This is a genomic window from Cryobacterium sandaracinum, from assembly GCF_004403415.1.
GTDB classification, from domain to species: domain Bacteria; phylum Actinomycetota; class Actinomycetes; order Actinomycetales; family Microbacteriaceae; genus Cryobacterium; species Cryobacterium sandaracinum.
In genome coordinates this window covers 42,066-68,188 of the sequence record NZ_SOGO01000033.1, presented here as the reverse complement: position 1 = coordinate 68,188, position 26,123 = coordinate 42,066, and the positions used below count along the sequence as shown (strand labels likewise).

23 protein-coding genes are annotated in these 26,123 nt (G+C 68.7%); 13 read left to right on the top strand and 10 right to left on the bottom strand.

What is annotated here, in order from left to right; all coding sequences use genetic code 11:
* Window positions 1–28 precede the first annotated feature (28 nt).
* From E3T25_RS11750 to E3T25_RS16820, 10 genes are all read left to right on the top strand, one after another.
* On the top strand, window positions 29–775 hold the full coding sequence (locus E3T25_RS11750; protein ID WP_134374396.1) for a helix-turn-helix transcriptional regulator: 747 nt from the start codon (window positions 29–31) through the stop codon (window positions 773–775).
* Window positions 776–837: 62 nt separating this feature from the next.
* Window positions 838–1,518 (top strand): Crp/Fnr family transcriptional regulator, encoded by a 681-nt coding sequence (locus E3T25_RS11745; protein ID WP_104101694.1) that lies wholly within the window; start codon window positions 838–840, stop codon window positions 1,516–1,518.
* 45 nt (window positions 1,519–1,563) lie between these two features.
* Complete coding sequence (locus tag E3T25_RS11740) at window positions 1,564–1,845, top strand: heavy-metal-associated domain-containing protein (protein WP_104101365.1); 282 nt, start codon at window positions 1,564–1,566, stop codon at window positions 1,843–1,845.
* 21 nt (window positions 1,846–1,866) lie between these two features.
* Window positions 1,867–3,840, top strand: coding sequence for a heavy metal translocating P-type ATPase (locus tag E3T25_RS11735; RefSeq protein ID WP_134374394.1), 1,974 nt, complete (start codon window positions 1,867–1,869; stop codon window positions 3,838–3,840).
* On the top strand, window positions 3,837–4,547 hold the full coding sequence (locus tag E3T25_RS11730; protein ID WP_104101360.1) for a helix-turn-helix transcriptional regulator: 711 nt from the start codon (window positions 3,837–3,839) through the stop codon (window positions 4,545–4,547). The genes E3T25_RS11735 and E3T25_RS11730 overlap by 4 nt, the downstream gene beginning before the upstream one ends.
* Window positions 4,548–4,626: 79 nt before the next feature.
* Window positions 4,627–8,412, top strand: a complete 3,786-nt coding sequence (locus E3T25_RS11725; RefSeq protein WP_104101691.1) for a nitrate reductase subunit alpha — start codon at window positions 4,627–4,629, stop codon at window positions 8,410–8,412.
* Window positions 8,413–10,080, top strand: coding sequence for a nitrate reductase subunit beta (gene narH / locus E3T25_RS11720; RefSeq protein WP_104101357.1), 1,668 nt, complete (start codon window positions 8,413–8,415; stop codon window positions 10,078–10,080).
* Entirely contained in the window at window positions 10,077–10,769 is a 693-nt protein-coding gene (gene narJ / locus E3T25_RS11715; RefSeq protein ID WP_104101355.1) for a nitrate reductase molybdenum cofactor assembly chaperone, read from the top strand. The genes narH and narJ overlap by 4 nt, the downstream gene beginning before the upstream one ends.
* Window positions 10,766–11,539, top strand: coding sequence for a respiratory nitrate reductase subunit gamma (narI, locus tag E3T25_RS11710; RefSeq protein WP_104194627.1), 774 nt, complete (start codon window positions 10,766–10,768; stop codon window positions 11,537–11,539). Before narJ ends, narI begins: the two co-directional genes overlap by 4 nt.
* Before the next feature lie 289 nt (window positions 11,540–11,828).
* Window positions 11,829–12,350, top strand: coding sequence for a DUF2231 domain-containing protein (locus E3T25_RS16820; protein ID WP_166786000.1), 522 nt, complete (start codon window positions 11,829–11,831; stop codon window positions 12,348–12,350).
* 380 nt (window positions 12,351–12,730) lie between these two features.
* On the opposite strand, the gene E3T25_RS11700 is transcribed toward E3T25_RS16820, so the two are convergent.
* From E3T25_RS11700 to E3T25_RS11665, 8 genes are all read right to left on the bottom strand, one after another.
* The gene (locus E3T25_RS11700; protein WP_134342347.1) at window positions 12,731–13,198 is read right to left on the bottom strand and encodes an SRPBCC family protein; all 468 of its coding nucleotides are present in this window, start codon (window positions 13,196–13,198) and stop codon (window positions 12,731–12,733) included.
* 31 nt (window positions 13,199–13,229) lie between these two features.
* Window positions 13,230–14,555, bottom strand: a complete 1,326-nt coding sequence (locus E3T25_RS11695) for an MFS transporter (RefSeq protein ID WP_104101344.1) — start codon at window positions 14,553–14,555, stop codon at window positions 13,230–13,232.
* Between the two features lie 131 nt (window positions 14,556–14,686).
* Window positions 14,687–14,926, bottom strand: coding sequence for a MoaD/ThiS family protein (locus E3T25_RS11690; RefSeq protein ID WP_104101341.1), 240 nt, complete (start codon window positions 14,924–14,926; stop codon window positions 14,687–14,689).
* Entirely contained in the window at window positions 14,926–15,213 is a 288-nt protein-coding gene (locus E3T25_RS11685) for a DUF6457 domain-containing protein (protein ID WP_174843942.1), read from the bottom strand. Before E3T25_RS11685 ends, E3T25_RS11690 begins: the two co-directional genes overlap by 1 nt.
* Before the next feature lie 13 nt (window positions 15,214–15,226).
* Window positions 15,227–15,919: a molybdenum cofactor guanylyltransferase gene (mobA, locus tag E3T25_RS11680; RefSeq protein WP_198415658.1), complete on the bottom strand. Its 693-nt coding sequence runs from the start codon at window positions 15,917–15,919 to the stop codon at window positions 15,227–15,229.
* Window positions 15,920–15,921: 2 nt separating this feature from the next.
* Window positions 15,922–16,419, bottom strand: coding sequence for a cyclic pyranopterin monophosphate synthase MoaC (gene moaC / locus E3T25_RS11675; RefSeq protein WP_104170175.1), 498 nt, complete (start codon window positions 16,417–16,419; stop codon window positions 15,922–15,924).
* Window positions 16,416–17,714, bottom strand: coding sequence for a molybdopterin molybdotransferase MoeA (locus E3T25_RS11670; protein ID WP_104101334.1), 1,299 nt, complete (start codon window positions 17,712–17,714; stop codon window positions 16,416–16,418). The genes moaC and E3T25_RS11670 overlap by 4 nt, the downstream gene beginning before the upstream one ends.
* Before the next feature lie 2 nt (window positions 17,715–17,716).
* Entirely contained in the window at window positions 17,717–18,967 is a 1,251-nt protein-coding gene (locus E3T25_RS11665) for a ThiF family adenylyltransferase (RefSeq protein ID WP_104101331.1), read from the bottom strand.
* Window positions 18,968–19,158: 191 nt separating this feature from the next.
* Here E3T25_RS11665 and fdhA point away from each other — a divergent pair, with 191 nt between their 5' ends.
* From fdhA to fdhD, 3 genes are all read left to right on the top strand, one after another.
* Entirely contained in the window at window positions 19,159–20,373 is a 1,215-nt protein-coding gene (fdhA, locus tag E3T25_RS11660; RefSeq protein WP_104101328.1) for a formaldehyde dehydrogenase, glutathione-independent, read from the top strand.
* Window positions 20,374–20,504: 131 nt separating this feature from the next.
* Window positions 20,505–21,533, top strand: a complete 1,029-nt coding sequence (moaA, locus tag E3T25_RS11655; protein ID WP_134342182.1) for a GTP 3',8-cyclase MoaA — start codon at window positions 20,505–20,507, stop codon at window positions 21,531–21,533.
* 6 nt (window positions 21,534–21,539) lie between these two features.
* Window positions 21,540–22,400 carry a formate dehydrogenase accessory sulfurtransferase FdhD gene (gene fdhD / locus E3T25_RS11650; RefSeq protein WP_104101323.1) on the top strand — a complete coding sequence of 287 codons (861 nt, stop codon included), beginning with the start codon at window positions 21,540–21,542 and terminating at the stop codon, window positions 22,398–22,400.
* Here the strand turns inward: fdhD and E3T25_RS11645 are convergent.
* Both E3T25_RS11645 and E3T25_RS11640 read right to left on the bottom strand, forming a co-directional pair.
* The gene (locus E3T25_RS11645; protein WP_174843941.1) at window positions 22,397–23,785 is read right to left on the bottom strand and encodes a phosphatase PAP2 family protein; all 1,389 of its coding nucleotides are present in this window, start codon (window positions 23,783–23,785) and stop codon (window positions 22,397–22,399) included. The genes fdhD and E3T25_RS11645 overlap by 4 nt on opposite strands.
* Window positions 23,782–26,097 (bottom strand): FdhF/YdeP family oxidoreductase, encoded by a 2,316-nt coding sequence (locus E3T25_RS11640; protein WP_134374392.1) that lies wholly within the window; start codon window positions 26,095–26,097, stop codon window positions 23,782–23,784. Before E3T25_RS11640 ends, E3T25_RS11645 begins: the two co-directional genes overlap by 4 nt.
* Window positions 26,098–26,123 lie beyond the last annotated feature (26 nt).

The following is a 26,123-nucleotide window of genomic DNA, read 5'->3' as shown; positions in this document are numbered from 1 at the left end:
TACCATAGATATAGGGAAAACTAGTTTGGTGCCTATCGAACCCCTTGACGCCCGCACCCACCGCGTGCTCTCCGGCATCAGTCGGGTCGCCATTCTCGAACTCCTGCGCGATGCCGACGCGGCGATGGATGTGCCGGCCATCGCCCAAGCGGTGGGGCTGCACGCGAACACGGTTCGGTCCCACCTCGACCGGCTGGTCGAGGTGGGCCTGGTTGCCGAGACCGTCGAGGCGCGCGTGCGTCCCGGGCGGCCCCGGCTTTTCTTTCGCGCCACGTCACCCGCCGCCGAGGTCCCCGCCGAGTCCTACCGGCTTCTTGCCGGTCTCCTGGCCGGCGGCCTGGGCAGGGATATTTCCTCGGGGGCAGGCGCGGCCGCGGCCGCGGAGGCCGGGCGGCGCTGGGGCAGGGAGATGGCCGAGACGGATACCGGACTCTCCGACGCGCAGTCGGGGGCGGCCCACGGAGCATCGGTCGGGCGTATCGTTCAGATCCTTGACGAGGTCGGCTTCGAGCCGCGCCTCGGGGATGCCGGTGCTGCCGATGACGTCGCTTTCGGCGGCGCCGCCGCTCCGGTCGACGTCGTGATCGAGCTGCACCGCTGCCCGTTCCTCGATGTGGCCAAGGAGCACAGCGACGTCGTGTGCGCGGTGCACCGCGGCCTGATGGAGGGCGCCCTCGAGCGCCTGCACACACCCGGAGTCGGCGTCACCCTCGAGCCGTTCGCCCGCCCGGGCGTCTGCCTCGCCCACCTTGAGATCCCGGCGACGAAGCCGTGAGCGTGGCCCGGCGCACACCGCTGCGCAGCACCTGTGCGCGGCCGCATCCGTGCTCCTCCGCCATGCGGAACAGCATTCTCGGCCAGATCCCGATCTTCCAGGACCTGTCGGCCGGCGAGCTCGCCGACCTGGCCGAACGGATGCTGTCGCTCGCCTGGGGTCCCGGAGACACGCTGTTCACCGCCGGCGAGCCGTCCGAGCACGTGTTCGTACTCGCGGCCGGCCAGGCGAAGGTGTTCCGATCGACCTCGACCGGGCAGTTCACGAGCCTCGACTTCCTCGGCCCGGGAGCGGTGCTGGGAAGCCTGACCGCGCTGGACGCGGGTCGGTACCCCGAGACGGCCGTTGCCCTCGTGACCACCTGCGCCCTGCGCCTCGAATCCGGCGCCTTCCGGCAGATGTTGCTCGCGCATCCGCCGGTGGCGCTGCGCGTGCTGGATGTCGTCGTCGACCGTCTTCATCGGGCGCGGTCGAGGGAGGCCGAGCAGGCCTCCGTTACCGTCACGACGCGGGTGGCAGCGACCCTGCTGCGCCTCGCCGACACCTTCGGCGTGCCGGGGGACGGCGCCGGTACCACCCTGATCCAGCTGCCTCTGACCCGCGCCGACCTGGCCGCCATGACCGGCACGAGCGCCGAGTCGGTGTCCCGCGCCATGAGCGGCCTGCGCCGGGACGGGCTGATCGATTCCGGACGACGGTGGACCGCCGTGCTCGACCGTTCCGGTCTGGTTGCGGCAAAGTGACGGCCGTCATGGTTGCCGCCGCCTCGGGTTCGTAACGTCGCAGTCATGACCACAATCATCCCCACCACAACATCCACTCCGACATCCACCCCGACATCCACCCCGGCCACCGTCCACACCATCCTGCGGGCCGACGGCTTTTCCTGCCCGTCCTGTGTCGCCAAGATCGAGAAGCAGATCGGCCGCCTCGCCGGAGTCAGCGCCGTGACCGTGTTCTTCGCCACCGCCCGGATCGAGATCGACCACGACCCGGCCGTCGTCAGCACGGATGCCCTCATCGCCGCCGTCGGCAAGGCCGGCTACACCGCCCGCCTGGCCGCGTTCTGACCGGCGGACAGGGGGAGTGACATGACCATCGTGCGCCGCCACCTGATTCCCCTCATTTCCGGCGCGTTGATCGGCGCCGCCTGGCTGCTCGGCCTCCTGCCGGTGCCGCCGCTTGTCTCCGACGCGGCGATGGTGGCGGCCGCGGTCGTGGCCGGGTTCCCGATCATGCGGACCGCCGGGCGAGCGCTGCTCGCCCGGGTCGTGGGCATCGACCTGCTTGTCACGGTCGCCTCCGTCGGCGCCATCGTGCTCGGCGAATACTGGGAGGCCGCCGCCGTGACCTTCCTGTTCGCCATCGGGCATGCCCTCGAATCGGCCACCCTCAACCGCACCCGCTCCGCCCTGACCGCGCTCGTGGCCCTGGCCCCGGACGTCGCCCTCGTGCTACGGAACGGCGAGCAGCTCGAGGTCCTGGCCGGGTCCGTGCGGACCGGGGAGACCGTCCTGGTCAAGAACGGCGCGCGGGTGCCCGTCGACGGCACCGTGCAGCAGGGCACGGGCACGATCGACGAGGCCTCCATCACGGGCGAGTCCTCCCCGGCCGAGAAGCGCGCCGGCGACCGCGTCTTCGCCGGCACGGTCTCGACCGGCGGCTTCTTGCAGGTGCTGGCCACCGAGGTCGGCGCGGCTACCACCCTGGCCCACATCGTGCACCGGGTCGAGGAGGCGCAGGAGGCCACGGCCCCGACCCAGGTCTTCATGGACCGGTTCTCGGCCTGGTACACCCCCGGCATCCTGGTGCTTGCGATCATCGTCGGCGTGGTGACCGGCGACGTATTCCTGGCGCTGACCCTGCTCGTGATCGGGTGTCCCGGCGCCCTGGTCATCTCCATCCCGGTCGCGATCGTCGCCGGGATCGGCCGCGCCGCGCAGCTCGGAATCCTGATCAAGGGCGGCGAGTTCCTCGAGACCGCCGCGAAGATCACGGTCGTCGCGGTCGACAAGACGGGCACCCTCACCCGGGGCCGTCCGGTCCTGACGGATGTCGTGGTGCTGAACCCCGCCCTGACCCGTGCCGAGGTGCTCGACTGGGCTTCACGGGCGGAGGCCGGCTCCGAGCATCCGCTGGCCGGAGCGATCGTGCAGGCCGCCGCGCGGGAGGCCGCACGCGAAGCCGCGCAGGGCGCCCAGGTGACCGGCCTGCCGGAACACATCACGTCGGTGCCCGGGCAGGGCATCGTCGCCGCGGTGGCCGGCCGCACCGTGCTGATCGGCAATCCGGCCCTGCTCCGCGCCCACCGGATCGCGGGCACGGATGCCGCCACGACGCTGGCCGAGAAACTCGCCGCCCACGGGCGCACGCCGCTGATCGTCGTACTCGACGGCGTCGTCGCCGGTGTCCTCGCCGTGGCCGACGAGGTGCGTCCCGACGCCGCCGACATGGTGGACGCGCTGCACGCGGCGGGGATTGTTCGGGTCGTCATGCTCACCGGCGACGGGCCGCTCGTGGCGCAGGCCGTGGGTGCCCACGTCGGAATCGACGAGATCCGGTCGTCGCTGCTGCCGGAGGACAAGCTCGACGTCGTCACCGGGCTCCGGCGGGACGGCCACGTCGTGGCGATGGTGGGAGACGGCGTCAACGACGCCCCGGCCCTGGCCACGGCGGACATCGGCATCGCGATGGCGGCGGCCGGTTCGGCCGTCGCGGTCGAGACCGCCGACATCGCGCTGATGGGTGACAACCTGCTGATGCTCCCCGCCGCCATCGACCTGGCCCGCCGCACGGTGCGCGTCATGCACCAGAACGTGGCCCTCGCGCTGGTCACGGTGGTGCTGTTGCTGGCCGGTGTGCTGTTCGGCGGCGTGACGATGTTCGGCGGCATGCTCGTGCATGAGGCATCCGTACTGATCGTGATCGTGAATGCGATGCGCCTGCTGCGCCGGTCCGGGCAGCGCGCGGAACGCAGAGCACGACGTCGGATTTCGTCCGAATCGCATGTCCAGTCCCCGAAAAAGTCAGAGAAATCAGAAAATAAGGAGATGATTAGGAGGTGACGCCGTCCTCCCCCTCGTCGAGCTACCGCACGCTCGCGTCCTTCAGCAGGATTCAGCTTCTGTACTTCCTGCAGCAGCGCGGAACGATGACGGTGGGCGACCTGGCTGAGGCCACCGGTCTGCACCACAACACGGCCCGGGAGCACCTGCAGCGCCTGATCGGGGACGGTTTCGTCACCTGTCACCCGGAAAACAAGGACTCCAAGGGCCGGCCTCGGATGTTGTACAGCGCCGCCGCCGGCCCGAACCACGTCGACGGCTCCATCCGGGCCGCGAAGGCCGAAGCCGCCGATCGCCACGGTGACCAGGTGCGACGGATGCTGCGGGTCGAGGCCGTCATCCACTCGCCGCTGCAGCGGCAGCTGGACGCCCTCGACGACCACCTCGACGAGTCCGGCTTCGACGCGCGGCTCGAGATCGACGGTGCCGACGGCAACCGAGTGCACCTGCACGAATGCCCGTACAGCGAGATGGTCAAGGCGCACCCCGAGGTCTGCCGGGTGCACTTCGGGCTGCTGAAAACCCTGCTCGAAAGGACCGAGGGACCCCTGAGCGCCGACGCGCTGCACCCGCTGGTCGAACTGAATACCTGCACCCTCGACCTGCACCGGTCCGACGCCGACCCAGGTGTCGAAACAGGCGCCGAACAAACCGCCCCGGAACGGCTCAAGCCGGCAATCATTTATCACGGCGTTTCCGGCTTGTAGCGTATTTCGCCACCCCTGAGACTGGAGTCCGAGGGTGGTTGCCGACCATGGTGACCCCGGGCAGTGCAAGGGGTACGTTGTGAAAACACTCAAGAATTCGGCTTTCTCGAAGCCGGCTAAGACCCGGCCGGCCAAGCCCGGCATCGACGGCCCCATCGACGACACGATCCTGAAGCTCGGGCGGTTCCTGCGTCGAGGCAAGGCCTCACCCGACCTGCGATCCGTGTTCCTTGCGGGCGGCCGCGACGCCGACTCGTTCTACCGCGACCGCTGGACCCACGACAAAGAGGTGCGGTCCACCCACGGTGTGAACTGCACCGGCTCCTGCTCCTGGAAGGTGTACGTCAAGGACGGCATCATCACCTGGGAGACCCAGCAGACCGACTATCCCTCCGTCGGCCCCGACTCACCCGAATACGAGCCCCGCGGCTGCCCCCGCGGCGCCGCCTTCAGCTGGTACACCTACTCGCCGACCCGGGTCAAGTACCCCTACGTGCGCGGCGTGCTGCTCGACCTGTTCCGTGCGGCGAAGGCCCGCACCGGCGACCCGGTGCTCGCCTGGGCCGAGGTCACCGGCGACCCCGAGAGCGCCCGCGCCTACAAGAGCGCCCGCGGCAAGGGCGGCCTGGTGCGCACCAGCTGGGACGAGGCGTCCGAGATCGTCGCCGCCGCCCACGTGCACACCATCAAAAAGTACGGCCCCGACCGCATCGCCGGCTTCTCGCCGATCCCCGCCATGTCGATCGTCTCGCAGGGGGTGGGCAACCGGTTCATCTCCATGCTCGGTGGCACCATGCTCTCGTTCTACGACTGGTACGCCGACCTGCCCGTGGCGTCCCCGCAGGTGTTCGGCGACCAGACCGACGTGCCGGAATCGGCAGACTGGTGGAACTCCTCCTACCTGATCATGTGGGGCTCCAACGTGCCGGTCACCCGCACGCCCGACGCGCACTTCATGGTCGAGGCCCGCTACAAGGGCCAGAAGGTCATCACCGTCTCGCCCGACTACGCCGACAACTCCAAGTTCGCCGACGAGTGGCTGGCCGTGCACCCCGGCACCGACGGCGCGCTCGCGCTGGCCATGGGCCACGTCGTGCTCAAGGAATTCCTGGTCGATCGCCGCACGCCCCGCTTCGTCGACTACATGAAGCGTTACAGCGACTCCGCCTACCTGATCAGCCTCACCAGGCGCGGCGACGCGTACGTGCCCGGCAAGTTCGTGACCGCGGATGCCCTGCCCGGCCTGGCCCCGACGGTCGCCAGCGCCGCGTTCAAGCCGGTGCTTCTGGGCCACGACGGCGAGGTCGTCGTGCCCAACGGTTCGATCGGGCACCGTTTCTCCGAGACCGACGTCGGCAAGTGGAACCTCGACCTCGAGGGTGTCGACCCGCTCCTGTCCATCGCCGACGCACCCGACTACGACCAGGCGTCCGTCGCCATCGACATGCCCCGGTTCGACGTTGCTCCGGAGACCGACGAGATCGGAGAGCAGCACGCGGGCGGTGCGGGCATCATCCGTCGCGGCGTCCCCGTGCGGATGGTGGCCGGCCAGCTGGTCACCACCGTGTTCGACCTGCTGCTCGCGCAGTACGGCGTCGGACGGCCAGGCCTGCCCGGTGTCTGGCCGACCGGCTACGACGACGCCACCTCACCCGGTACCCCTGCCTGGCAGGAGGGCATCACCTCGGTGCCGATGCAGGCCGCCGAACGCATCGGTCGCGAGTTCGCGCAGAACGCCGAAGACTCCAATGGACGCTCGATGATCCTGATGGGTGCCGGAACCAACCACTGGTTCCATTCCGACACCATCTACCGGGCCTTCCTGGCACTGACCACCATGACCGGCTGCCAGGGCGTCAACGGTGGCGGCTGGGCTCACTACGTCGGCCAGGAGAAGGTGCGCCCGCTCACCGGCTACGGCCAGTACGCGTTCGGCCTGGACTGGGTGCGCCCGCCCCGCCAGATGATCGGCACGGGCTTCTTCTACCTCGCCACCGACCAGTGGCGCTACGACGGCCTCGCCGCCGACACCCTGTCCAGCCCGCTCGGCGCAGGCACCTTCGCCGGCCGCACCACCGCGGACTGCCTGGTCGAGTCGACCAAGCGCGGCTGGATGCCCGGCTACCCCACCTTCAACCGCAACTCGCTCGACCTCGTCGACGACGCGGTCCGGGCGGGCGTCGACCCGGCCCAGTACGTGGTCGAGTCCCTCGGCGACGGCACCCTCGAGTACGCCATCGAGGACCCGGATGCGCCGGAGAACTTCCCGCGCATCCTCGACGTGTGGCGGGCCAACGTGATCGGCTCGTCGGGCAAGGGCAACGAGTACTTCCTGAAGCACCTGCTGGGCACCAAGAACGCCGTTCGCGCCCCCGAATCGCCGCCCGAGAAGCGCCCGAAGACCATGAAGTGGCACGAGACCGCCCCCGAGGGCAAGCTTGACCTGATGGTCACCAGCGACTTCCGCATGACGAGCACCACCATCTTCAGCGACGTGGTGCTGCCGCCGGCCACCTGGTACGAGAAGAACGACCTGTCGACCACCGACATGCACCCCTTCATCCACTCGTTCAACCCGGCGATCGCCCCGCCGTGGCAGGCGAAGACCGACTTCGACATCTTCCACATCCTCGCGGAGAAGATCTCCGAGATGTCCGTGGAGCACCTCGGGGTTCGGAAGGACCTGGTCGCCGTTCCGCTGCTGCACGACACCCCGGATGCGATGAGCGCCCCGCACGGCATAGTCGAATACGACCAGGTGCTGGTGCCCGGCGTGACCATGCCCAAACTGGTCGTGGTCGAACGCGACTACCCGGCCTTCGCCGCGCGGCTCGGTGCCCTCGGCCCGCTGACCGAGAAGCTCGGCATGATGACCAAGGGCGTCAAGTTCAACCCCGACGTCGAGGTGGCCTACCTGGCGAAGAAGAACGGGCTCGTCGAGAGCGGCCCCGCCGCCGGGCGGCCGCAACTGAAGACCGCCATCCAGGCCTGCGAAATGGTGCTCGCGCTCTCCGGCACCACCAACGGACGGCTCGGTACGCAAGGCTTCCGCAGGATGGAGGAGCGCACCGGCCAGAAGTTGGCGCACCTGGCCAGCGACAACGAGGGCCGTCGCTTCTCCTACCCGGATGTGCAGGGTGCCCCGGTCCCGGTACTCACCTCCCCGGAATGGTCCGGCAGCGAGCACGGCGGCCGACGCTACAGCGCGTTCACGATCAACGTGGAGCACCTCAAGCCCTGGCACACCCTCACCGGGAGGCAACACTTCTACCTCGACCACGACTGGATGATCGAGCTGGGGGAGACCATGCCGATCTTCCGGCCGCCGCTGGACATGCACCGCCTGTTCGATGATTCCATCGTCGGGTCGACCTCGTCGACCGGCGCGACCGGCTCGAAGGGCCGGGCCGAGGTGGCCGTGCGCTACCTCACCCCGCACTCCAAGTGGTCGATCCACTCCGAGTACCAGGACAACCTGATGATGCTGTCGCTGTCCCGCGGCGGGCCCACCATCTGGATGTCACCGCAGGACGCCGACAAGATCGGCGTGCGCGACAACGAGTGGATCGAGTCCTACAACCGAAACGGCGTCGTCGTGGCCCGTGCGGTCGTCTCGCACCGGATGCCCGAGGGCACCGTGTACATGTACCACGCGAAGGACCGCACCATCAACGTGCCGATCGCCGAGACGAGCGGCATGCGCGGTGGCACGAACAACTCGCTCACCCGGATCCTGCTGAAACCGAGTCACCTGATCGGTGGCTACGCCCAGCTGTCCTTCGCTTTCAATTACCTCGGCCCGACCGGGAACCAACGCGATGAGGTCACCGTGATCCGTCGACGCAGCCAGGAGGTTGAGTACTAAATGCGCGTAATGGCTCAGATGTCGATGATCATGAATCTCGACAAGTGCATCGGGTGCCACACCTGTTCGGTCACCTGTAAGCAGGTGTGGACCAACCGCACCGGCGTCGAATACGTCTGGTTCAACAACGTGGAGACCAAGCCCGGCGTCGGCTACCCGCGCCGCTACGAAGACCAGGACAAGTGGAAGGGCGGCTGGCAGCGCAACAAGCGCGGACGCCTGAAACTGCGCTCCGGTGGCCGCATCAAGCGCCTCGCCACCATCTTCAACAACCCCGACCTCCCGGTGATCGACGACTACTACGAGCCGTGGACCTACGACTACGACATGCTGACCAAGGCTCCGCTGAGCACGGAAAGCCCCGTCGCCCGGCCCAAGTCGCTGCTCACCGGCCAGAACATGGACATCAAGTGGTCCGGCAACTGGGACGACGACCTCGGCGGCTCGCAGGAGACCGCGGCAGACGACCCCATCCTCGCCACCATGAGCGAGCACGTGAAGATGGAGTTCGAGAACACCTTCATGTTCTACCTGCCGCGCATCTGCGAGCACTGCCTGAACCCCGCCTGCGTCGCGGCCTGCCCCTCGGGCGCCATGTACAAGCGCGAGGAGGACGGTATCGTCCTCGTCGACGAAGACGGATGCCGCGGCTGGCGCATGTGCGTCTCCGCCTGCCCGTACAAGAAGGTCTACTTCAACCACAAGACGGGTAAGGCCGAGAAGTGCACGCTCTGCTACCCGTTGATCGAGCAGGGCAAGCCCACGATCTGCTCGGAGACCTGCGTCGGCCGGCTGCGCTACCTCGGCCTGATGCTCTACGACGCCGACGCGGTCCTCGCGCAGGCCTCGGTCGAGAACGAGCACGACCTGCTGGATGCCCAGCGCGCCTGCTTCCTCGACCCGTTCGACCCTGAGGTCATCGCCGCGGCGAAGGCCGAAGGCATGGAGGACGACTGGATCCTCGCGGCCCAGAACAGCCCGATCTACAAGCTCATCTCCGAGTACAAGGTGGCTCTGCCGCTGCATCCGGAGTACCGCACCATGCCGATGGTCTGGTACATCCCCCCGCTGTCCCCGGTGGTCGACGTCATCTCGACCACCAACAACGACGGTGAGGATGCCCGCACCCTGTTCGCCGCCATCGACAAGCTCCGCATCCCGGTGGAATACCTCGCCGGGCTGTTCTCGGCCGGAGACGTCGTTCCCGTCGAGTCCTCGCTGCGGAAGCTCGCCGCCATGAGGTCGTACATGCGCGACATCAACCTGGGCCGCGACCGCGACGAGTCGATCCCGGAAGCGGTCGGCATGACCGGTCCCGAGATCGAGGCCATGTACCGCCTGCTGGCCATCGCCAAATACGAGGATCGCTACGTCATCCCCAAGGCGCACGTCGAGACGGCGCGTGAGCTTGAGGAACTCGCCTGCTCGCTCGACACCGACGGCGGCCCCGGTATGGGTGGCCCCAGCGTCGCCACGGCGGCCGGCCCCTATGGCAAGACCCCCGGGATGCCGCTGAACGCGACCGTCGACAACTACAACGAGATGGTCGGCAAGGGCTCCGAACGCACGAAGCCCACCACGCCCGGCAGGGTCAACCTGCTCAACTGGACCGGCGGCGGCGTGCCGGAGGGCATGTTCCCGCCGAAGGCCTCCGGGAGTCCCGCATGAGGCTGCCGAAGCTCCCGACCCGCAAGGTCACGGCGCTGCCTCTGTCCGCGGAGGACGGCCGGATGGCGCACATGGCGGCATCCATTCTGCTGGATTACCCCAGCCAGGAGCGACGGGCCCGTTTCGGTGCTGTCGCCGCGTCGGTGGCGTTGCTGCCGGATCCGCTCCGCCACGCCTTCGAGGCGTTCCTGACGAAAGCGGATGCGATGACGCAGCAGGAGTTGGAGATCCACTTCACGGCTACTTTCGACCTCAAGCGCAAGTGCTGCCCGTACCTGAGCTACTTTGCGGCCGGGGACACCCGTCGCCGCGGCATGGCGCTCGTGCGCTTCGTCGAGGCCTACCGTGCCGCGGGCTGGGAGGTCGCCGCCGACGAACTGCCCGACTACCTGCCGATGGTGCTCGAATTCTCCGCGCGGAGCGACTCGCCGATCGCCCAGGAACTGCTCGCCGCGCACCGCGACGGGATTGAGGTGCTCCGCATGGCACTCGAGGCCGTGCCGAGCCCCTACGCGCACATTGTGGAGGCGGTCTCCCTGTCTCTCCCGAAGATCGACGAGGAGACGCGCCAGCGTTACCTCAACCTGGTGAACGAGGGTCCGCCGACCGAGACGGTCGGCATGACCTTCCTGGGCAATCTCAAACCGTTCTCGCCGTCCGGCGCGAACAGCGAGGAAGTACGGGTATGAATCCGCTCGACATTCTGCTTTGGGTGGCGTTCCCCTACGCCGCCGCCGGGGTCTTCATCGTCGGCCACCTTCTGCGGTACCGGTTCGACCAGTTCGGCTGGACCTCACGGTCGAGCCAGACCTACGAGAACAAGTGGCTCCGCTGGGGCTCGCCCATGTTCCACTACGGCATCCTGATGGTCTTCGGCGGTCACATTGTCGGACTCTTCATCCCCAAACCGTGGCTCGAGTTCTTCGGCGTCACCGAGCACATCTACCACCTCGGGGCCACCTGGCTGGGCAGCGTCGCCGCGGTGCTGACCATCGCCGGCCTTGCCATCCTGCTGATCCGTCGCCGCCTGGTCGCCCGGGTCAAGCTGGTCACGACCGTGATGGACAAGGTCATGTACCTGTTCCTCGCCGGCACCATCGCCTTCGGCACGACGGCGACCGTGCTCTACCAGGTGCTCGGCGCCGGCTACGACTACCGTGGGTCGATCTCGCCGTGGATCCGCAGCCTGTACGCCTTTCAGCCGGACCCGGCGCTGATGAGCGACGTGCCGTTCTTCTTCCAACTGCACGTGCTCTCCGCCACGATGCTCTTCCTGCTGTGGCCCTTCACCCGACTGGTGCATGTATTCTCGGCGCCGCTCGGCTACTTCGTGCGTCCCTACATCGTCTACCGCTCGCGGGACGGCCACCGCGGTGCGGGCTCCCAGAAGGCCCGCCGTGGCTGGGAGAAGAGCGAACTACCGAGGGACACCCGCGAAAAGGTGGGCGGTCGCCGCTAGCCGAAGATCCCAGGGACGTCGACGCCGGTGCGCGACCCGCAGCCGCCATATGCAGCCGGGGGAGCGGGTCGCGCAGGGGTAACGGATGATGCAGGCCGCCGGCACCTGGGCTGCCCGAAGGGCTAGCCAGCGCGCGCCAGGCCGCCTGCAGGCGATCGAGGGCGTCTTGATCCCGCCGCACTCGGGCTGGTAGGCGAAGCCTGCGCTGTATGGCGGGGTTCCACTCCGGTGCCTAGCATTGCCGGTGCGGGTCCAATTTCGTGCCTGAGGATGCCCCAGAAGGAGACACATGTTCGATGCGCTGCTCGACACCATCTTCGGTTTGCCTGTGCACCCCCTCGTGGTGCACGCGACCGCGGTCGTCGTTCCCACGGCCGCCCTCGTCGTCGTCGTCGCGGCCCTCTGGCCCCGGTTTCGCCGGTGGGCGAAGTTCCTGCCGCTGATCCTCGCATTGGCCGCACTCGTTCTCGTGCCGCTGGCGCGCGAATCCGGGGAGGCGCTGAGAGAGCGGGTCACCGAGACCGCACTGGTCGAGACCCATTCCGAGCTGGCCGACGGGCTGCTGCCCCGGGTTGCCGCCCTGGTCGTGGTCGCTGCCGTTCTGCTCTGGTGGAACTACCGGGAGGTCGGCGGCCGGACATCCGTCGCCCGCACCCCGAAGTGGGTGGCCATCGTGCTGGCCGTGGCCGCGCTGGGCGCCGCCATGGGAACCATCGTGCAGGCCGTGCGCATCGGTCACAGCGGGGCGGCGGCCGTCTGGTCCGAGGCCGGGGGAGCACCGGCGCCCGCCGGGGGCGAAGACGACGACTGAGCCGGCCTGAACTCAGTCGGTCACGGAGCTGTCGGCGCCCACGCCGGCGGCAACCTCGCGGGTCCACTCGGCGGAGATTCTGGCTCCCCTGACTCTTCCGCGGGTTAGGCCCGGTCGCGCGAGCGTGTGTGTGTGTGTGTGTGTGTGTGTGGCCAACTCAGGACATCCGTTGCCGGCATGCACCGGCCGCCACGGATCAGTGCGGAACAAGTGTGGATGTTCGGCCCGGCCGGACGGATCTCCTGAGTTGGCCACAGCCCCAGCCGGATGGGCAGCAGCGCTGGTGCGGATCGGGCGTCGACCACCCGCTCCGCTCCGTTCGGGGCGCGGAACTCCCAGTCCGACCCCTTCATCGCCCACGGCTGGCAGGATTCGGGCAGCTAGTCGGCGGTGGCGGCCCGTTCCTCGGCGAGCTCCGCGAGCCGCGCGAGGGCGCGGGGCCAATCCGCAGCGAACATGGCCGTGAATTCCTCGTCGGTGTCGACGGCCACCACGAGTGTGGTCACCCCGTCGGACTCGCTGAAGGAGTAGTCCTCGTGCGCGCCCGCGAACCGCCGCGCGTGAGCGCTCGTGGTGTCGTCGATGCCCCGGGAGACAGCACCGTGGATTTCCAGGGAGATGAACTCGTCCAGCCGGTTTTCGACGACCGTGGCCACCAGCCCGCTGTGGGAAGCATCCTCGCCGGGGGCAAGGAAGCGGATCGTGCTGCCCTCCGCCCAGCTTCCGACGTAGTGGGAACCCTCATGGAACGCCCGGGTCCAGTCCCGGTAGGTCGACGCGTCCAGCATCGTGCTCCAGACGGCGTGTACCGGAGCGTCGATCCGAATCGTGAAGTGCAGCTGTTCCATGCGGGGATCGTACTCCGCTCCGGCAGATCGATCAGCTGGGGAAGGGAGCACCCTTGCGGGCGTAGTAGAACCAGGCGAGCCAGGTGCAGAACACGCAGAACACGGCGCAGCCGGCGAAGAACGCGGTCGGGCTGATCATGGTGAGCGAGATGCCCACGACGAACGGTCCGAAGGCCGCGATGGCGGAGGTCCAGGCGATGGCTCCGCCGGCCTGACGCTTCGGGAAGATCATCGGCATCTGCTTGAACGTGCCGGCGTTGGCCAGCCCGGCGAAGAAGAAGATGATCAACATGCCGGTGAGGAAGCCCCAGAACTCGTCCACGCTGGTCGGCGTGAGGAAGAAGGCGGTGAGGGCAGTTCCCGCCACCATGCCGAGGCCACCGATGAACGTGAAGATCGCGCCGCCCCACCTGTCGCAGAACGGGCCGCTCGCCGCCCGCACCAGGGCGCCGAGGACGGGGCCGATGAATGCGAAGGCCAGCGGGTTCGGGGCATCCGGGAAGTCGCCGTAGACGTTGAGGATGATCAGGCCCATCTGGGCGGCGAGGCCACTGTAGGCGCCGAAGCTCATCAGGTAGATGGCGGTCATGATCCAGGTGTGCTTGACCTGGAAGATGTCCATCTGCTGGCGGAAGTTCGCCGTGATCGGCACCCGGCGCAGGTACATCACCGCCAGGACGATGGCAAGCAGAGCCCAGGGGATGAGCACCAGCCCACCGTTGTGCAGCCAGACGAGGTCACCGTCGGCACTGCTCTGGGGGGTGAGGGCGGCGGTGCCGAGCAGACCGAATCCGACGACCCAGGGCAGGATCAGCTGCATCAGGCCGATGCCGAAGTTGCCGAGGCCTGCCTGCAGGCCCAGAGCCGTACCGGCGAGGCGTTTGGGGAAGAAGTAGCTGGTCGATGCCATGAAACCGGAGAAGGTTCCGCCGCCGATGCCGGCCGCGAACGCCAGGGAGAGCAGCACCCAGTACGGCGTCGACGTGTCCCGGGCGGCGAGGGTCCAGCCGAGCATCGGGATCATGAGCAGGGCCGACGACATGGCGACGAGGTTGCGGGTGCCCATCATCGGCGGCAGGAACATGAAGACCAGGCGCAGCAGGCCGCCGGCGAGCCCGGGGAGGGCGACGAGCCAGTACAGCTGGCTGGGTGCGAGGGAGTAGCCGATGTCGTTCAGACGCGGGGCGATCGCGCTGACGAGGTACCAGGCCGCGAAGCTCAGAGTCAGGCTGAAGGTGGTGATCCACAGGGTGCGCCAGGCGAGCCCCGGATCCCAGGTCTCGTCATTCTCCGGGTCCCAGTTGGACAGATCCGGTTTGAGTTTCGAGGCGAACTGCGGGGACGTTGCGACTGACATGGACTTCCTCGGCTGGTTGCTGCCGGGCACCAGGCCCGCGTAGCTTCCACCCTCGCGGTACAGCGGAAATGCGACAACGCGTGAACGCCGTGAAAAATGATTCGGTCGTACAGAACCGAAATCGGCGGGCGTCAGCCGCCGGCGAAGGGCGGCAGCACGTCGACGGTGTCGCTCCCGGAGAGCGGCACCGTGTCATCCGTCGCCCGCGTGCCGTTCACGAGCAGGGAGCACCGGCCGAGGATGCGCTCGAACTCGTCGCCGTAGAGGCTGGTGAGCTGGGCGCGCAAGTCGCCGATGGTGGCGGCATCGATCGCGGCCGCGTCGGCGGCGGCGGATTCGGCTGCCGCGGCGAAGAAACGGATGGTCGCCATCAGCGTGTCACCTCCGGCTGGTCCGGCGGCCAGGTGAGGGCGAGCCGGGTGGCCAGCGCACTGGCGGCCTCGATGGCGGCGGGTGTGCCGCCGTTCCGGGCGGCGGCCAGACCGACCAGGAACGTGCTCAGCGGGGCGGCGGGCCGGGCCACGTTGTGGGCAACGTCGCGGGCCACGTCGAGCAGCGTGCCCACGGGGATGTCGGCCGGATCCAGGCCGAGTGCGGCGGCGAGGGCCACCAGCCACTCGTCGAGAGCCTCAGGGGGAAGCGGGGTCGAGGCGCTCATTGGGTATCACTCCTCATCGGATCGCTCCGCGGTCGGATTGCCCCGCGGTCGGATTGCTCCACGGTGGGGTGCTGGTCAGCAGTGCGGAACTCCACTCCACATCCTGCCATGTGTCCACGTCGCTCCCCTCGCCGTTCTGGTCGCGGACGCCCCGCAGCTCGAGCGGGGCCAGCAGTCCGCGCATGCTGGCGCCGTGGGCGTCGGCGCCGAGCCGGTGCGCGGCCGCCCGCAGCGGCGCCAGACGGTAGATCCCCGCGAGCCACTGCGCGCGGCCGCCCGCGTCGACCAGGTGCAGGCCGTGAACGGATGCCGGCAGCCCCGGGTCGGACGCCGCCGGCACCAGTAGGCGGGCGGCATCCGCTGCCCACGGCAGGTCGCAGGCCAGCAGGAGCACCCAGTCCGCAGACCCGGACGCGGTCGCGTGCTCGAGCGCCGCGAGTCCCGCCACGATGCCGGCGACCGGGCCGCCGAACGGGGGATCTTCGAGCGTCCAGGTCAGCTCGGAAGTGTCGTCGTCCGGGACGGCCGCACGGGCCTCCTCCGGCCCGACCACGACAACGTTCCGGGCGAGACCGCGGGCGTCCAGCACCCGGGAGAGCAGCGTGCGCCCGGCCACCTCGACCGCGGGCTTGACCGCGCCGTCGAGGCGCCGGGCGCGCCCGCCCGCCAGCACGATCAGGTCGACGCTCATGGCTGCTCGGGTCATCGCTACTCGTTCGGGCGGTGCCAGTCGCCGGACTTCCCTCCGGTCTTCGTGATGAGGCGCACGTTCTCGATCCAAACGGACTTGTCGAGGCCTTTGACCATATCGACCACGGCGAGGGCGGCGACCGACACGGCGGTCAGCGCCTCCATCTCGACGCCGGTGCGGTCGGCCGTGCGCACGGTGGCCGTGACGCGCACCCCAGTGTTTTCGATGACGAGGTCGACGGCGGCGCCGTGCACCCCGATCACATGCGCGAGGGGGAGCAGGTCGGCGCACTTCTTGGCACCCTGGATGCCGGCGATGCGGGCCACGGCGAGCACATCGCCCTTGGGGGTGCTGCCGTCGCGAAGGGCCGCGATGACCGTCGGTCCGCAGGCCACGAAGCCGGCGGCGGTGGCGCTGCGCACGGTGGGCTGCTTCTCGGTGACGTCGACCATGCGGGCCTGGCCGGAAGAGTCGAGATGCGTGAAGGGGTGTGCGGACAGGTCGCGGATGCTCATGTCAACAGCATGACAGTGACGCGGTCGCCCTCGGCAATCCGCGTCACGTTTTCCGGCACGATGGCCAGCCCGACGGCCTGAGCAAGCCCGGCGACGAGGTGGGATCCCGACCCACCCGCGGCGGACCGGCGGACCACTCTGCGGATTCCCACGCCCTCGAGGGTCACCGGCATGTACTGGGCACGGCCGGGCGGGGAGTCCCAGCTCTCCCCGGCGGTCGCCGAGATCGTGGGGCGAAAGAGGTCGATGTGCCCGCCGAGGCGGCGCAGGGCCGGCCGCACGAACACCTCGAACGACACGAAGGCGCTGACCGGGTTGCCGGGGAGGGCGAAGATGAGCGGTCCCTCGACTGCATTGTCGTCGGCCGGCCAGCGGCCGAAACCCTGAGGCTTGCCCGGCTGCATCTTGACCGGCCCGAACCGTACGGTGCCGAGCGGCGCGAGCACGGCCTTGACGATGTCGTAGGCGCCGACGCTCACCCCGCCGGAGAGCACGATGGCGTCGACCGTGCCGGCGAGGCTGGCCAGCAGGCTGCGGAGCGTGTTCTCGTCGTCGGGAACCGCGCCGAGCCGGATCGGAACCCCACCGGCGGCGGTGACGGCCGACGCGAGGAGGTAGGAGTTGGAGTCGGGGATCTGGCCGCGCCGGGCGGGTTCGCCGGGGGTGACGAGCTCGCTCCCGGTGGAGATCACGGCCACGCGCGGAGCCGGGTGCGCCCGGAGCGACGAGGTTCCGGCGCTGGCGGCCGCGGCAACCCGGGTCGGCCAGAGCACTGAGCCGCGGGTGAGCACGGTGTCGCCGGCGTGGGCGTCTTCGCCGGCGCGACGGATGTGCGCTGCCGGCTGCGGCGCCCGCACGACGGTGACCGTGTCGATGCCCTGATCGGTGTCTTCGATCGGAACCACGGCATCCGCCCCGTCCGGGAGCGGCGCCCCCGTCATGATCCGGGCCACCTGCCCGGTCTCCAGGTGCGGGTTCTGGCTGGTTCCGGCCGCGAGGTCGGCGACCACCGGCAGCGTCACCGGGTGCTCGGCGGAGGCCTGCAGCAGGTCGGCACGCCGGACGGCATAGCCGTCCATGGCCGAGTTGTCGAAGGGAGGTGTGTCCGTGGCGCTCCGAACATCCTCGGCCAGCATCAGGCCCAGCGCCTCGTCAAGCGAGACCAGCACGGGCGGCAGCGGGGCGACCGCGGCGAGCACGAAGGAGAGCTGGTCGGCGACGCTGCGGGCCGAGACCGGTACGGCGCAAGCGTCGGCGTCGTGCTCGTGGGTGTGCTCGTGCGTGTTCCCCGTCATGGTCAGTTCCCCGCTGTGGTCGTCGATTCGTTGGACACGGCGTCGCCGGCCCACTTGCTGCCCCGGCCGGGAGCCGTGCGTGCGGCGACGGCAACGTCCCAGGCGACGATCCCGCCGGCGAGCAGGGTGAGGCCGGTGAAGCCGGCCGCGTCCAGGGCCATCGCGGCGCGTTCGGCCCGCGGCCCCAGATGGCAGTGCAGCACCAGCGGCACGTCCCGCGGCAGGGTGGCCATTCCGGCCTCGGTGAGCAGGTCGCCGAGAGGCAGCAGGACGGCATCCGGGATGGCGCTCTCGGCGTGCTCGTCGGGCTCGCGCACGTCGACCAGCACGAACGGGTCGGTTCCCTCGGCGCGGGCAGTGAGCCGGGCCACGAGCTCCACCGGGGTGAGCGTCGACCAGGCCCCAGCGGTGGCGGCCCGAGCGGAGCCGCGGGCGGCGGCGAGGGTCGCTGCCGGGTTCGGGTCGGCGGCGGCGATGCCGGTGCCGATCAGGGGCACCTCGGTGAAACGGCCCGAGAGCGCGTCGATCACGAGCACGCGCCCGATCAGCGGAGCGCCGATACCGGCGATCAGCTTGATCGCCTCGGTGGCCATCAGCGAGCCCACCTGGCCGCAGAGCGCGCCGAGCACGCCGGCTTCGGCGCAGTTGGGCACCTCACCCTCTGTGGGCGGGGTCGGGAACAGGTCGCGCAGATGCACCCCGGTGAGGCCGCTCTCGGCCGGTGGGGTGGCCCAGAACACCGACAGCTGGGCGTCGAAACGGAGAACGGATGCCCAGACCAGTGGCAGGCCCAGGGCCGCGCAGGTGTCGTTGACCAGGAAACGGGTGGGGAAGTTGTCGGTGCCGTCGATGACCACGTCGTAACCGCCGATGATCGCGGCGGCGTTGCCGGCGTCGAGCCGTTCGGCGTGCTGCACGACCACGGCCTCCGGCGCGATCTGGGCGATCGATTCGGCGGCGCTGGCCACCTTGGGGCGTCCGACATCCGCCTGGCCGTGCACGATCTGGCGTTGCAGGTTGCTGGGTTCGACGTCGTCGCCGTCGACGATGCCGATCGTTCCCACGCCGGCCGCAGCCAGGTAGATGAGCGCGGGGGACCCCAGCCCGCCGGCGCCGAGCACGAGCACCCGGGCGTTGGCGAGGCGGCGCTGGCCGAGCTCGTTGAGCTGGGGCAGACGGCGTTGGCGGGCGGTGCGAACGGATTCGGCGCCGCTCAGGCGGGCGATCGGCTCGACAAGGGGGGGAATGGCCATGCTTCCACGGTAGGCGTTGGCAGCGCCCGGTGTGTACCCAAAACAGTCATCTGAGCACACCCCTTGAATTTCAGGCCGCAATGTAGTCCTCTAGATGTGAAACAGGCACCAACTAGAAATTTCGATGCAGTCTCGCGCGGCCCGACGGGTCTCGCTGTGAGGGAAGCAAACAGGAACTAGGAAGGTACTTCATGACTGGGAACAGAGCAGTTGCCTACAAGAGCCCGGGCGTCGTCGAGGTCATCGACATCGACTACCCGACCTTCGAGCTGAAAGACGGACCGGGTGTCAACCCGGCGAACGTGGGCCGCAAGGTGCCGCACGGGGTCATCCTCCGCACGGTCACCACCAACATCTGCGGCTCGGACCAGCACATGGTTCGCGGGCGCACGACCGCGCCGTCGGACCTCGTCCTCGGCCACGAGATCACCGGCGAGGTGGTCGAATGCGGACCCGACGTCGAGTTCATCAAGGTCGGCGACATCGTCTCGGTGCCGTTCAACATCTCCTGCGGCCGGTGCCGCAACTGTAAGGAGCGCAAAACCGGAATCTGTCTCAACGTCAACCCCGACCGCCCGGGCAGCGCCTACGGCTACGTCGACATGGGCGGTTGGGTCGGCGGCCAGGCCGAGTACGTGCTGGTGCCGTACGCGGACTGGAACCTCCTGAAGTTCCCGGACCGGGACCAGGCGCTGGAGAAGATCATGGACCTCACCATGCTCTCGGACATCTTCCCGACCGGCTTCCACGGAGCGTTCAGCGCGGGCGTCGGGGTCGGATCGACCGTATACATCGCCGGAGCGGGCCCGGTGGGTCTGGCCGCGGCGGCATCCGCTCAGCTGCTCGGGGCCGCCGTCGTCATCGTCGCCGACCTCAATGAGGAGCGGCTGGCGCAGGCCCGCAGCTTCGGCTGCGAGACCATCGACCTGCGGAAGGGCGAACCGCAGGATCAGATCGAGCAGATCCTGGGTGTGCCCGAGGTCGACTGCGGCGTGGACGCGGTCGGCTTCGAGGCCCGCGGCCACGGCAAGGATGCCGGAACGGAGCGTCCGGCCACGGTGCTGAACTCGCTGATGACGGTCACGGCCGCCGGTGGTGGCCTGGGCATCCCGGGCCTCTACGTCACGGGTGACCCGGGCGGGGTCGACGAGGCGGCGAAGGTCGGCTCGCTGTCCATCCGGCTGGGCCTCGGCTGGGCCAAGTCCCTGTCCTTCGCTACCGGTCAGACCCCGGTGATGAAGTACAACCGGTCGCTGATGATGGCGATCCTGCACGACAAGGTGCAGATCGCGAAGGCCGTCAACGCTCAGGCGATCAGCCTGGACGATGCCCCGCGCGGCTACGCCGAGTTCGACGCCGGCAAGTCGATCAAATACGTGCTGAACCCGAACCAGTACATCAAGTAAGCGCGTTCGACCGGTAACAGGACATCCGGCCCGCGGTTCGCCCGGGCCGGATGCCCTGTTCTGCTGAGGCCGGGCATTTGTCACCGTCCCGAAGGACTGTTGCCGCGGAGGGCGGCGGTTAGTGTGGAGACATGATTGATCAGTTCCAACGCCCGCTGCACGATCTGCGCATCTCGGTCACGGACCGCTGCAACTTCCGCTGCGTGTACTGCATGCCCAAAGAGGTCTTCGGCAAGGACTTTGCTTTCATGGAACGCGACGAACTGCTCTCCTTCGAAGAGATGACCCGGCTGGCGCGGATCAGCGTGGCGCACGGGGTCGAGAAGATCCGCCTCACCGGCGGTGAGCCGCTGCTGCGCAAAGGGATCGAGGAACTGGTGGCGATGCTGGCGGCGCTCCGCACCCCGGACGGCCGCCCGATCGACATCGCGATGACCACCAACGGTTCGGTGCTGGCGCTGAAGGCCCGGGCTCTGAAGGACGCCGGGCTGAAGCGCGTCACGGTGTCGTTGGATTCGCTCGACGACGCCACGTTCCGGGCCATGAACGACGTGAAGTTCCCGGTCGCCAAGGTGCTGAACAGCCTGGACGTGGCCCACTCGGTCGGGCTCGGCCCGATCAAGATCAACATGGTGCTCAAGCGCGGGCAGAACGATCAGGACATCGTTGCCATGGCGCGCCACTTCAAAGGCACCCCGTACATCCTCCGGTTCATCGAGTTCATGGACGTGGGCTCGAGCAACGGCTGGGAGATGGGTGACGTGGTGCCCTCGGCCGAGGTCGTGGCCCGCATCAACGCTGAACTGCCTCTCGAGGAGGTGGCCCCCAACAAGACCGGTGAGACCAGCCGCCGGTGGCGCTACCGCGACGGCGAGGGGGAGATCGGCGTGATCTCCAGTGTCACCCAGTCGTTCTGCCATTCCTGCTCGCGGGCGCGGGTCTCCACCGACGGCAAGCTGTTCACCTGCCTGTTCGCGACCGAGGGGCACGACCTGCGTGCCCTGATGCGCGGCGGTTGCACCGATGAGCAGCTGACCGAGGTGCTGAAGCAGATCTGGCGCGAGCGCACGGACCGCTATTCGGAGCTGCGCAGCGCCGAGACCGGCCGGCTGCGCGCATCCGGCAAGAAGAGAATCGAAATGTCGTACATCGGTGGGTGAATCCAGATGAGCAGGATCACGGCCAGGCGCAAGGTCGTGCGACTGACGGCGGGCGAGAATCCCACCAGCCGGGAAGACGTGCTGGCGGTCGAAGAGCCACTCGAGATCCGCGTGAACGGCCGCTCCCTCGCCGTCACGATGCGAACCCCCGGCAACGATTTCGACCTCGCCGCCGGGTTCCTGGTGTCGGAGGGCGTCATCACCCGGAACGAGCACTTTTCCACGGCCCGGTACTGCGCCGGCGCCACCGTCGAAGGCGTGAACACCTACAACGTGCTCGACGTGTCGCTCGCGCCCGGGGTCACACCGCCCGACCCGAGCCTGGAGCGATCGTTCCTGACGACCAGTTCCTGCGGGCTCTGCGGCAAGGCCAGTATCGACGCCGTGCGCACGAAGTCGGCGTTCCCGGTGACGGCTGACCCGCTTCAGGTCGACGCAGAGCTCCTGACGAGCTTTCCCGAGGTCTTGCGCGACGCCCAGGACGTTTTCGAGAAGACCGGCGGCATCCATGCGGCCGCCCTCTTCGACGGGACCACCGGTCGGATGCTGGTGCTGCGCGAAGACGTCGGCCGCCACAACGCGGTCGACAAGGTCATCGGCTGGGCGCTGAAGGAAGACCTGCTTCCGCTCACCGGCACGGTGCTGATGGTGTCGAGCCGGGCGAGCTTCGAACTGGCGCAGAAGGCGCTGATGGCCGGGATTCCGGTGCTCGCCGCCGTGTCGGCGCCGTCGTCGCTGGCCGCCGAGTTCGCGGACGAGGTAGGCATGACGGTGGTCGGGTTCCTGCGCGGCGACTCCATGGTGATCTACGCCGGGGCGGAACGCATCACGAGCGGCGAGCGGACGCCGCAGAGCGTCCCCGGCTAGCCGCGCTCCGCGGGTTCGACCACCCGCCCGGTGCGCCAGGTGTCGACCGTGATCACGCAGCCCACCACTATCAGGGAGATCGAAACGGAGGCCAGGGCATCCGTGGTCCAGTGGTAGCCGAGGTACAGGCGGCTGAGGGCCGCCAGCACGGTGCCGACCACGGCGATGCTGAGACCGAGGGTGGTGGCCCGCATGCTGCAACGGCGCGAGAGCAGAAGGTAGGCGGTCACCAGCAGGAAGTCGGATGCACCCAGCACGTGGCCGGAGGGGAACGAGAACGTGAGATCCGTGCCGTACAGCATCAGGTCGATCGGCGGCCGCTCGCGGCCGACCGTGCGTCCGATGACCTGGGCCAGCACCACGCCGGTTGCCATGGCACCGGCGAGCAGCAGGGGGCGCCAGGCGTGCCGGGTGAGAAGACCCCAGCCGACGCACACGACCAGCACGATCAGGGGCAGCGCGACCGGCCCGAATACGACCGCCAGCACCACCATCACGGTCGTCAGAACGGGGGACCGGGCTTCCAGCAGCCACTCCTGCACGGGGAGGTCGATGGCGGTGACGCCGCCGCCGCTCAGCACACTCAGCAGCGTGAGCGTGAAGACGACGGCGCCGAAACTCAGGCAGGCGATCGCGGTGACTTGGAGCATGCGGCGGGACCGGGCATTGCGTTCCCACGTCTCGACGACGTACCGGTCGTGGAACGTGCGCCACGGATGCGACGCGCGGCTGCGTCGGCGTTCGCGATCGAGTGTCACGGCCAGGGGAGCCCAGACCGCCACCGCGATCCCGATGCCGAGCAGTGCCGCCCCGACGGTGTCGGTCAGCCAGTGAGCGCCCAGGTAGGTGCGGCTGAGCATCATCAGCGCCGTGTACAGCGCCCCGGCCAGCCACACCCACCAGAACCGGAAGAGCAGCGCCAGGATTATCGCCAGCGTCGCCGCATTGGCGACATGGCCGGAGGGGAACGACCCGAAATCGACGCTGACCAACAGATCGTCGAGCTCGACCGGGCGGGCCCGGCCGAACAGCCACTTGAGGAGGTGCACGGCGGCATCGGAGACCACGGTTACCGCGAGGGCGAAGCCCGCGGCCCACGGGCGCTTGAAGAACAGGAGCAGGCCGATGAGCAGACCGGGCACGACGACGGAGGCGGTGAGACCGCCGCCCAGGCTGTTCATCACGAGGGCGAGGGAATCCCACACCGGTGCCCGATTGCCGGACACCGCGATCATCCACTCCGTGTCCAGGGCGAACGGCTTGCCGTTCCGGGAGATGACCAGGCCCAGACCCACCGCCAGCGCGACGGTGACCAGCCCGGAGAGCAGCGGCCACCAGTGGGTGACGCGCTGTGCCCCAGCGCCCGTGTTCACGCCTCGGCTCACGTCAGCGGTGCTGAATTCGCTGCCTCGTGGGCGATGAATCGCACGGACATGGCCTTGTAACCGGGGGTGTTCGACTCCCGGGCCACGAGCTCGCGGTGCATCAGGGCGTTCGCCTCGGGGAAATACGCGGCCGCGCAGCCCCGCGGGGTGGGGTAGACCACCAGGCGGAACTCGTTGGCGCGCCGCTCCTCGCCCCGGAAAGTGCTGATCACGTCGACCATGTCGCGGTCCGCAAAGCCCAGCTCGGTGACGTCGTCCTGGTGGATCAGGATGACCCGGCGGCCGCCGGAGATTCCGCGGTAGCGGTCATCCAGGCCGTAGAACGTGGTGTTGTACTGGTCGTGGCTGCGCATGGTCTGCAGGATCAGGTGGCCGGCCGGCGGGGTGAGGTACTCGAGCGGGCTGACCGTGAACCGGGCCCGGCCGATGTCGGTGGCGAAGCTGCGGGTGTCGCGGGGTGGGTTGGGCAGTACGAAACCGTTCTTCGTCTTGAGGCGCGCGTTGAAATCGGTGAAGCCCGGGAGAACCCGCGAGATGCGGTCACGGATGACGTCGTAGTCGTCGGCCATCGCCTTCCAGTCGATCACGTGGTCGTCGCCGAGGGTGGCGCTGGCCATCCGGGCGACGATGACGGGCTCGGCGAGCAAGTGCTCGGAGACCGGGTCCAGACGCCCCTGCGTGGTGCGCACGACCGACATGGAGTCCTCGACCGAGAGCACCTGGCGACCACCCGGGTGCTTGTCGTCCGTGTCGGTGCGCCCCAGCGTCGGCAGGATCAGCGAGGTCGTGCCGTGCATGATGTGCGACCGGTTGGGCTTGGTCGACACGTGCACGGTCAGGCCCACGCGCTGCATTGCCGCCTCGAGGGCCACTGTGTCGGAGCAGGCGAGGGCGAAGTTGCCGCCCATCGACACGAACACGTCGACGTCGTCGTTCTCGAAGGCCGCGACGGTGTCCACCGAGTCGAGGCCGTGCTTGCGAGGGGACTCGATGCCGAATTCCTTGTCCAGCGCGGCGAGCATCGATTCCTTGGGCTTCTCCCAGACGCCCATGGTGCGGTCGCCCTGCACGTTGGAGTGGCCGCGAACCGGGCAGGCGCCGGCGCCCGGCTTGCCGAAGTTGCCCTGCAGCAGGAGCAGGTTGATGATCTCCTTGAGTGTGTTGACCGAGTGCGGCTGCTGAGTGAGTCCGAGCGCCCAGCAGATGATCGTGGCCGTGGAGTCGATCATCATCTGCGCGACGGTGGAGATCTCCACCGCGGTGAGCCCGGTGGCCCTCTCCGTCTCGGCCCAGTCGATGGTCGTGCGGGCGGCGCGGTACTCGTCGAGGCCCTGGGTGTTCGCCGCGACGAACTCCGCGTCGACGACGGAGCCGGGAACGCGCTCCTCCGCTTCGAGCAGCAGGTGGCCGAGGGCCTGGAACAGGGCCAGGTCGCCGCCGACCTTGATCTGCAGGTACTCGTCGGCGAGTGCTGTGCCATCGCCGATCAGGCCGGAGACCGACTGGGGATCCTTGAAATTGAACAACCCGGCCTCGGGCAGCGGGTTGACGGCGACGACCCGGCCACCGTTGTCCTTGCACTCCTTGAGGGCCGACAGCATCCGCGGGTGGTTGGTGCCCGGGTTCTGGCCGACGACGAGGATCAGCTCGGCATGGTGGATGTCTTCGAGCGAAACGGTGCCCTTGCCGATGCCGATGGTGGCGTTCATGGCGCTTCCGGAGGACTCGTGGCACATGTTCGAGCAGTCGGGCAGGTTGTTCGTGCCGATCGAGCGGGCGAACAGCTGGTAGAGGAACGCCGCCTCGTTGGCGGTGCGTCCCGAGGTGTAGAAGACCGTACGGTCGGGAACGGTGGCTCGGATCCGCTCGCCGATGAGCTCGAAGGCTTCGTTCCAGGAGATCTGGGAGTAGTGCGTGTCGCCGGGACGGATGACCACCGGATGCGTGATACGGCCCTGGTTGCCGAGCCAGTACTCGGTCTTCGTGGCGAGCTCCTCGATCGAGTGCTCGGCCCAGAACGCCGGCGTCACGGTGCGCAGGGTGCTCTCCTCGGCGACGGCCTTGGCGCCGTTCTCACAGAACTCCGCGGTCTTGCGGTGGCCCTGCGACTCCGGCCACGCGCAGCCCGGGCAGTCGGTGCCGTCGCGCTGGTTGAGGCGCAGCAGCGCCTTCGCCGTGCGGGGAACGCCGGCCTGCGCGAACCCGCGATCGAGCGCCACCAGAACCGCTTCCACTCCGGCCGCGGACTTCTTCGGCTTCGTGACGACCAGATTGTCTTCGTTGATGTCTTCGATCGGAGCGCGTCGTGTCATGTAACCATTTTGCTCCATTTCACAGG

Coding starts and splice junctions, on each gene's coding strand:
- E3T25_RS11690 (WP_104101341.1), bottom strand. CDS start 14,926: ATGGCGACCATCCGTTTCTTCGCCGCGGCAGCCGAATCCGCCGCCGCC.
- narJ (WP_104101355.1), top strand. CDS start 10,077: ATGAGGCTGCCGAAGCTCCCGACCCGCAAGGTCACGGCGCTGCCTCTG.
- E3T25_RS11740 (WP_104101365.1), top strand. CDS start 1,564: ATGACCACAATCATCCCCACCACAACATCCACTCCGACATCCACCCCG.
- narI (WP_104194627.1), top strand. CDS start 10,766: ATGAATCCGCTCGACATTCTGCTTTGGGTGGCGTTCCCCTACGCCGCC.
- E3T25_RS11745 (WP_104101694.1), top strand. CDS start 838: ATGCGGAACAGCATTCTCGGCCAGATCCCGATCTTCCAGGACCTGTCG.
- E3T25_RS11700 (WP_134342347.1), bottom strand. CDS start 13,198: ATGGAACAGCTGCACTTCACGATTCGGATCGACGCTCCGGTACACGCC.
- fdhA (WP_104101328.1), top strand. CDS start 19,159: ATGACTGGGAACAGAGCAGTTGCCTACAAGAGCCCGGGCGTCGTCGAG.
- E3T25_RS11670 (WP_104101334.1), bottom strand. CDS start 17,714: ATGACGGGGAACACGCACGAGCACACCCACGAGCACGACGCCGACGCT.
- fdhD (WP_104101323.1), top strand. CDS start 21,540: ATGAGCAGGATCACGGCCAGGCGCAAGGTCGTGCGACTGACGGCGGGC.
- moaC (WP_104170175.1), bottom strand. CDS start 16,419: ATGAGCATCCGCGACCTGTCCGCACACCCCTTCACGCATCTCGACTCT.
- mobA (WP_198415658.1), bottom strand. CDS start 15,919: ATGACCCGAGCAGCCATGAGCGTCGACCTGATCGTGCTGGCGGGCGGG.
- E3T25_RS11685 (WP_174843942.1), bottom strand. CDS start 15,213: ATGAGCGCCTCGACCCCGCTTCCCCCTGAGGCTCTCGACGAGTGGCTG.
- narH (WP_104101357.1), top strand. CDS start 8,413: ATGCGCGTAATGGCTCAGATGTCGATGATCATGAATCTCGACAAGTGC.
- E3T25_RS11665 (WP_104101331.1), bottom strand. CDS start 18,967: ATGGCCATTCCCCCCCTTGTCGAGCCGATCGCCCGCCTGAGCGGCGCC.
- E3T25_RS16820 (WP_166786000.1), top strand. CDS start 11,829: ATGTTCGATGCGCTGCTCGACACCATCTTCGGTTTGCCTGTGCACCCC.
- moaA (WP_134342182.1), top strand. CDS start 20,505: ATGATTGATCAGTTCCAACGCCCGCTGCACGATCTGCGCATCTCGGTC.
- E3T25_RS11735 (WP_134374394.1), top strand. CDS start 1,867: ATGACCATCGTGCGCCGCCACCTGATTCCCCTCATTTCCGGCGCGTTG.
- E3T25_RS11695 (WP_104101344.1), bottom strand. CDS start 14,555: ATGTCAGTCGCAACGTCCCCGCAGTTCGCCTCGAAACTCAAACCGGAT.
- E3T25_RS11640 (WP_134374392.1), bottom strand. CDS start 26,097: ATGACACGACGCGCTCCGATCGAAGACATCAACGAAGACAATCTGGTC.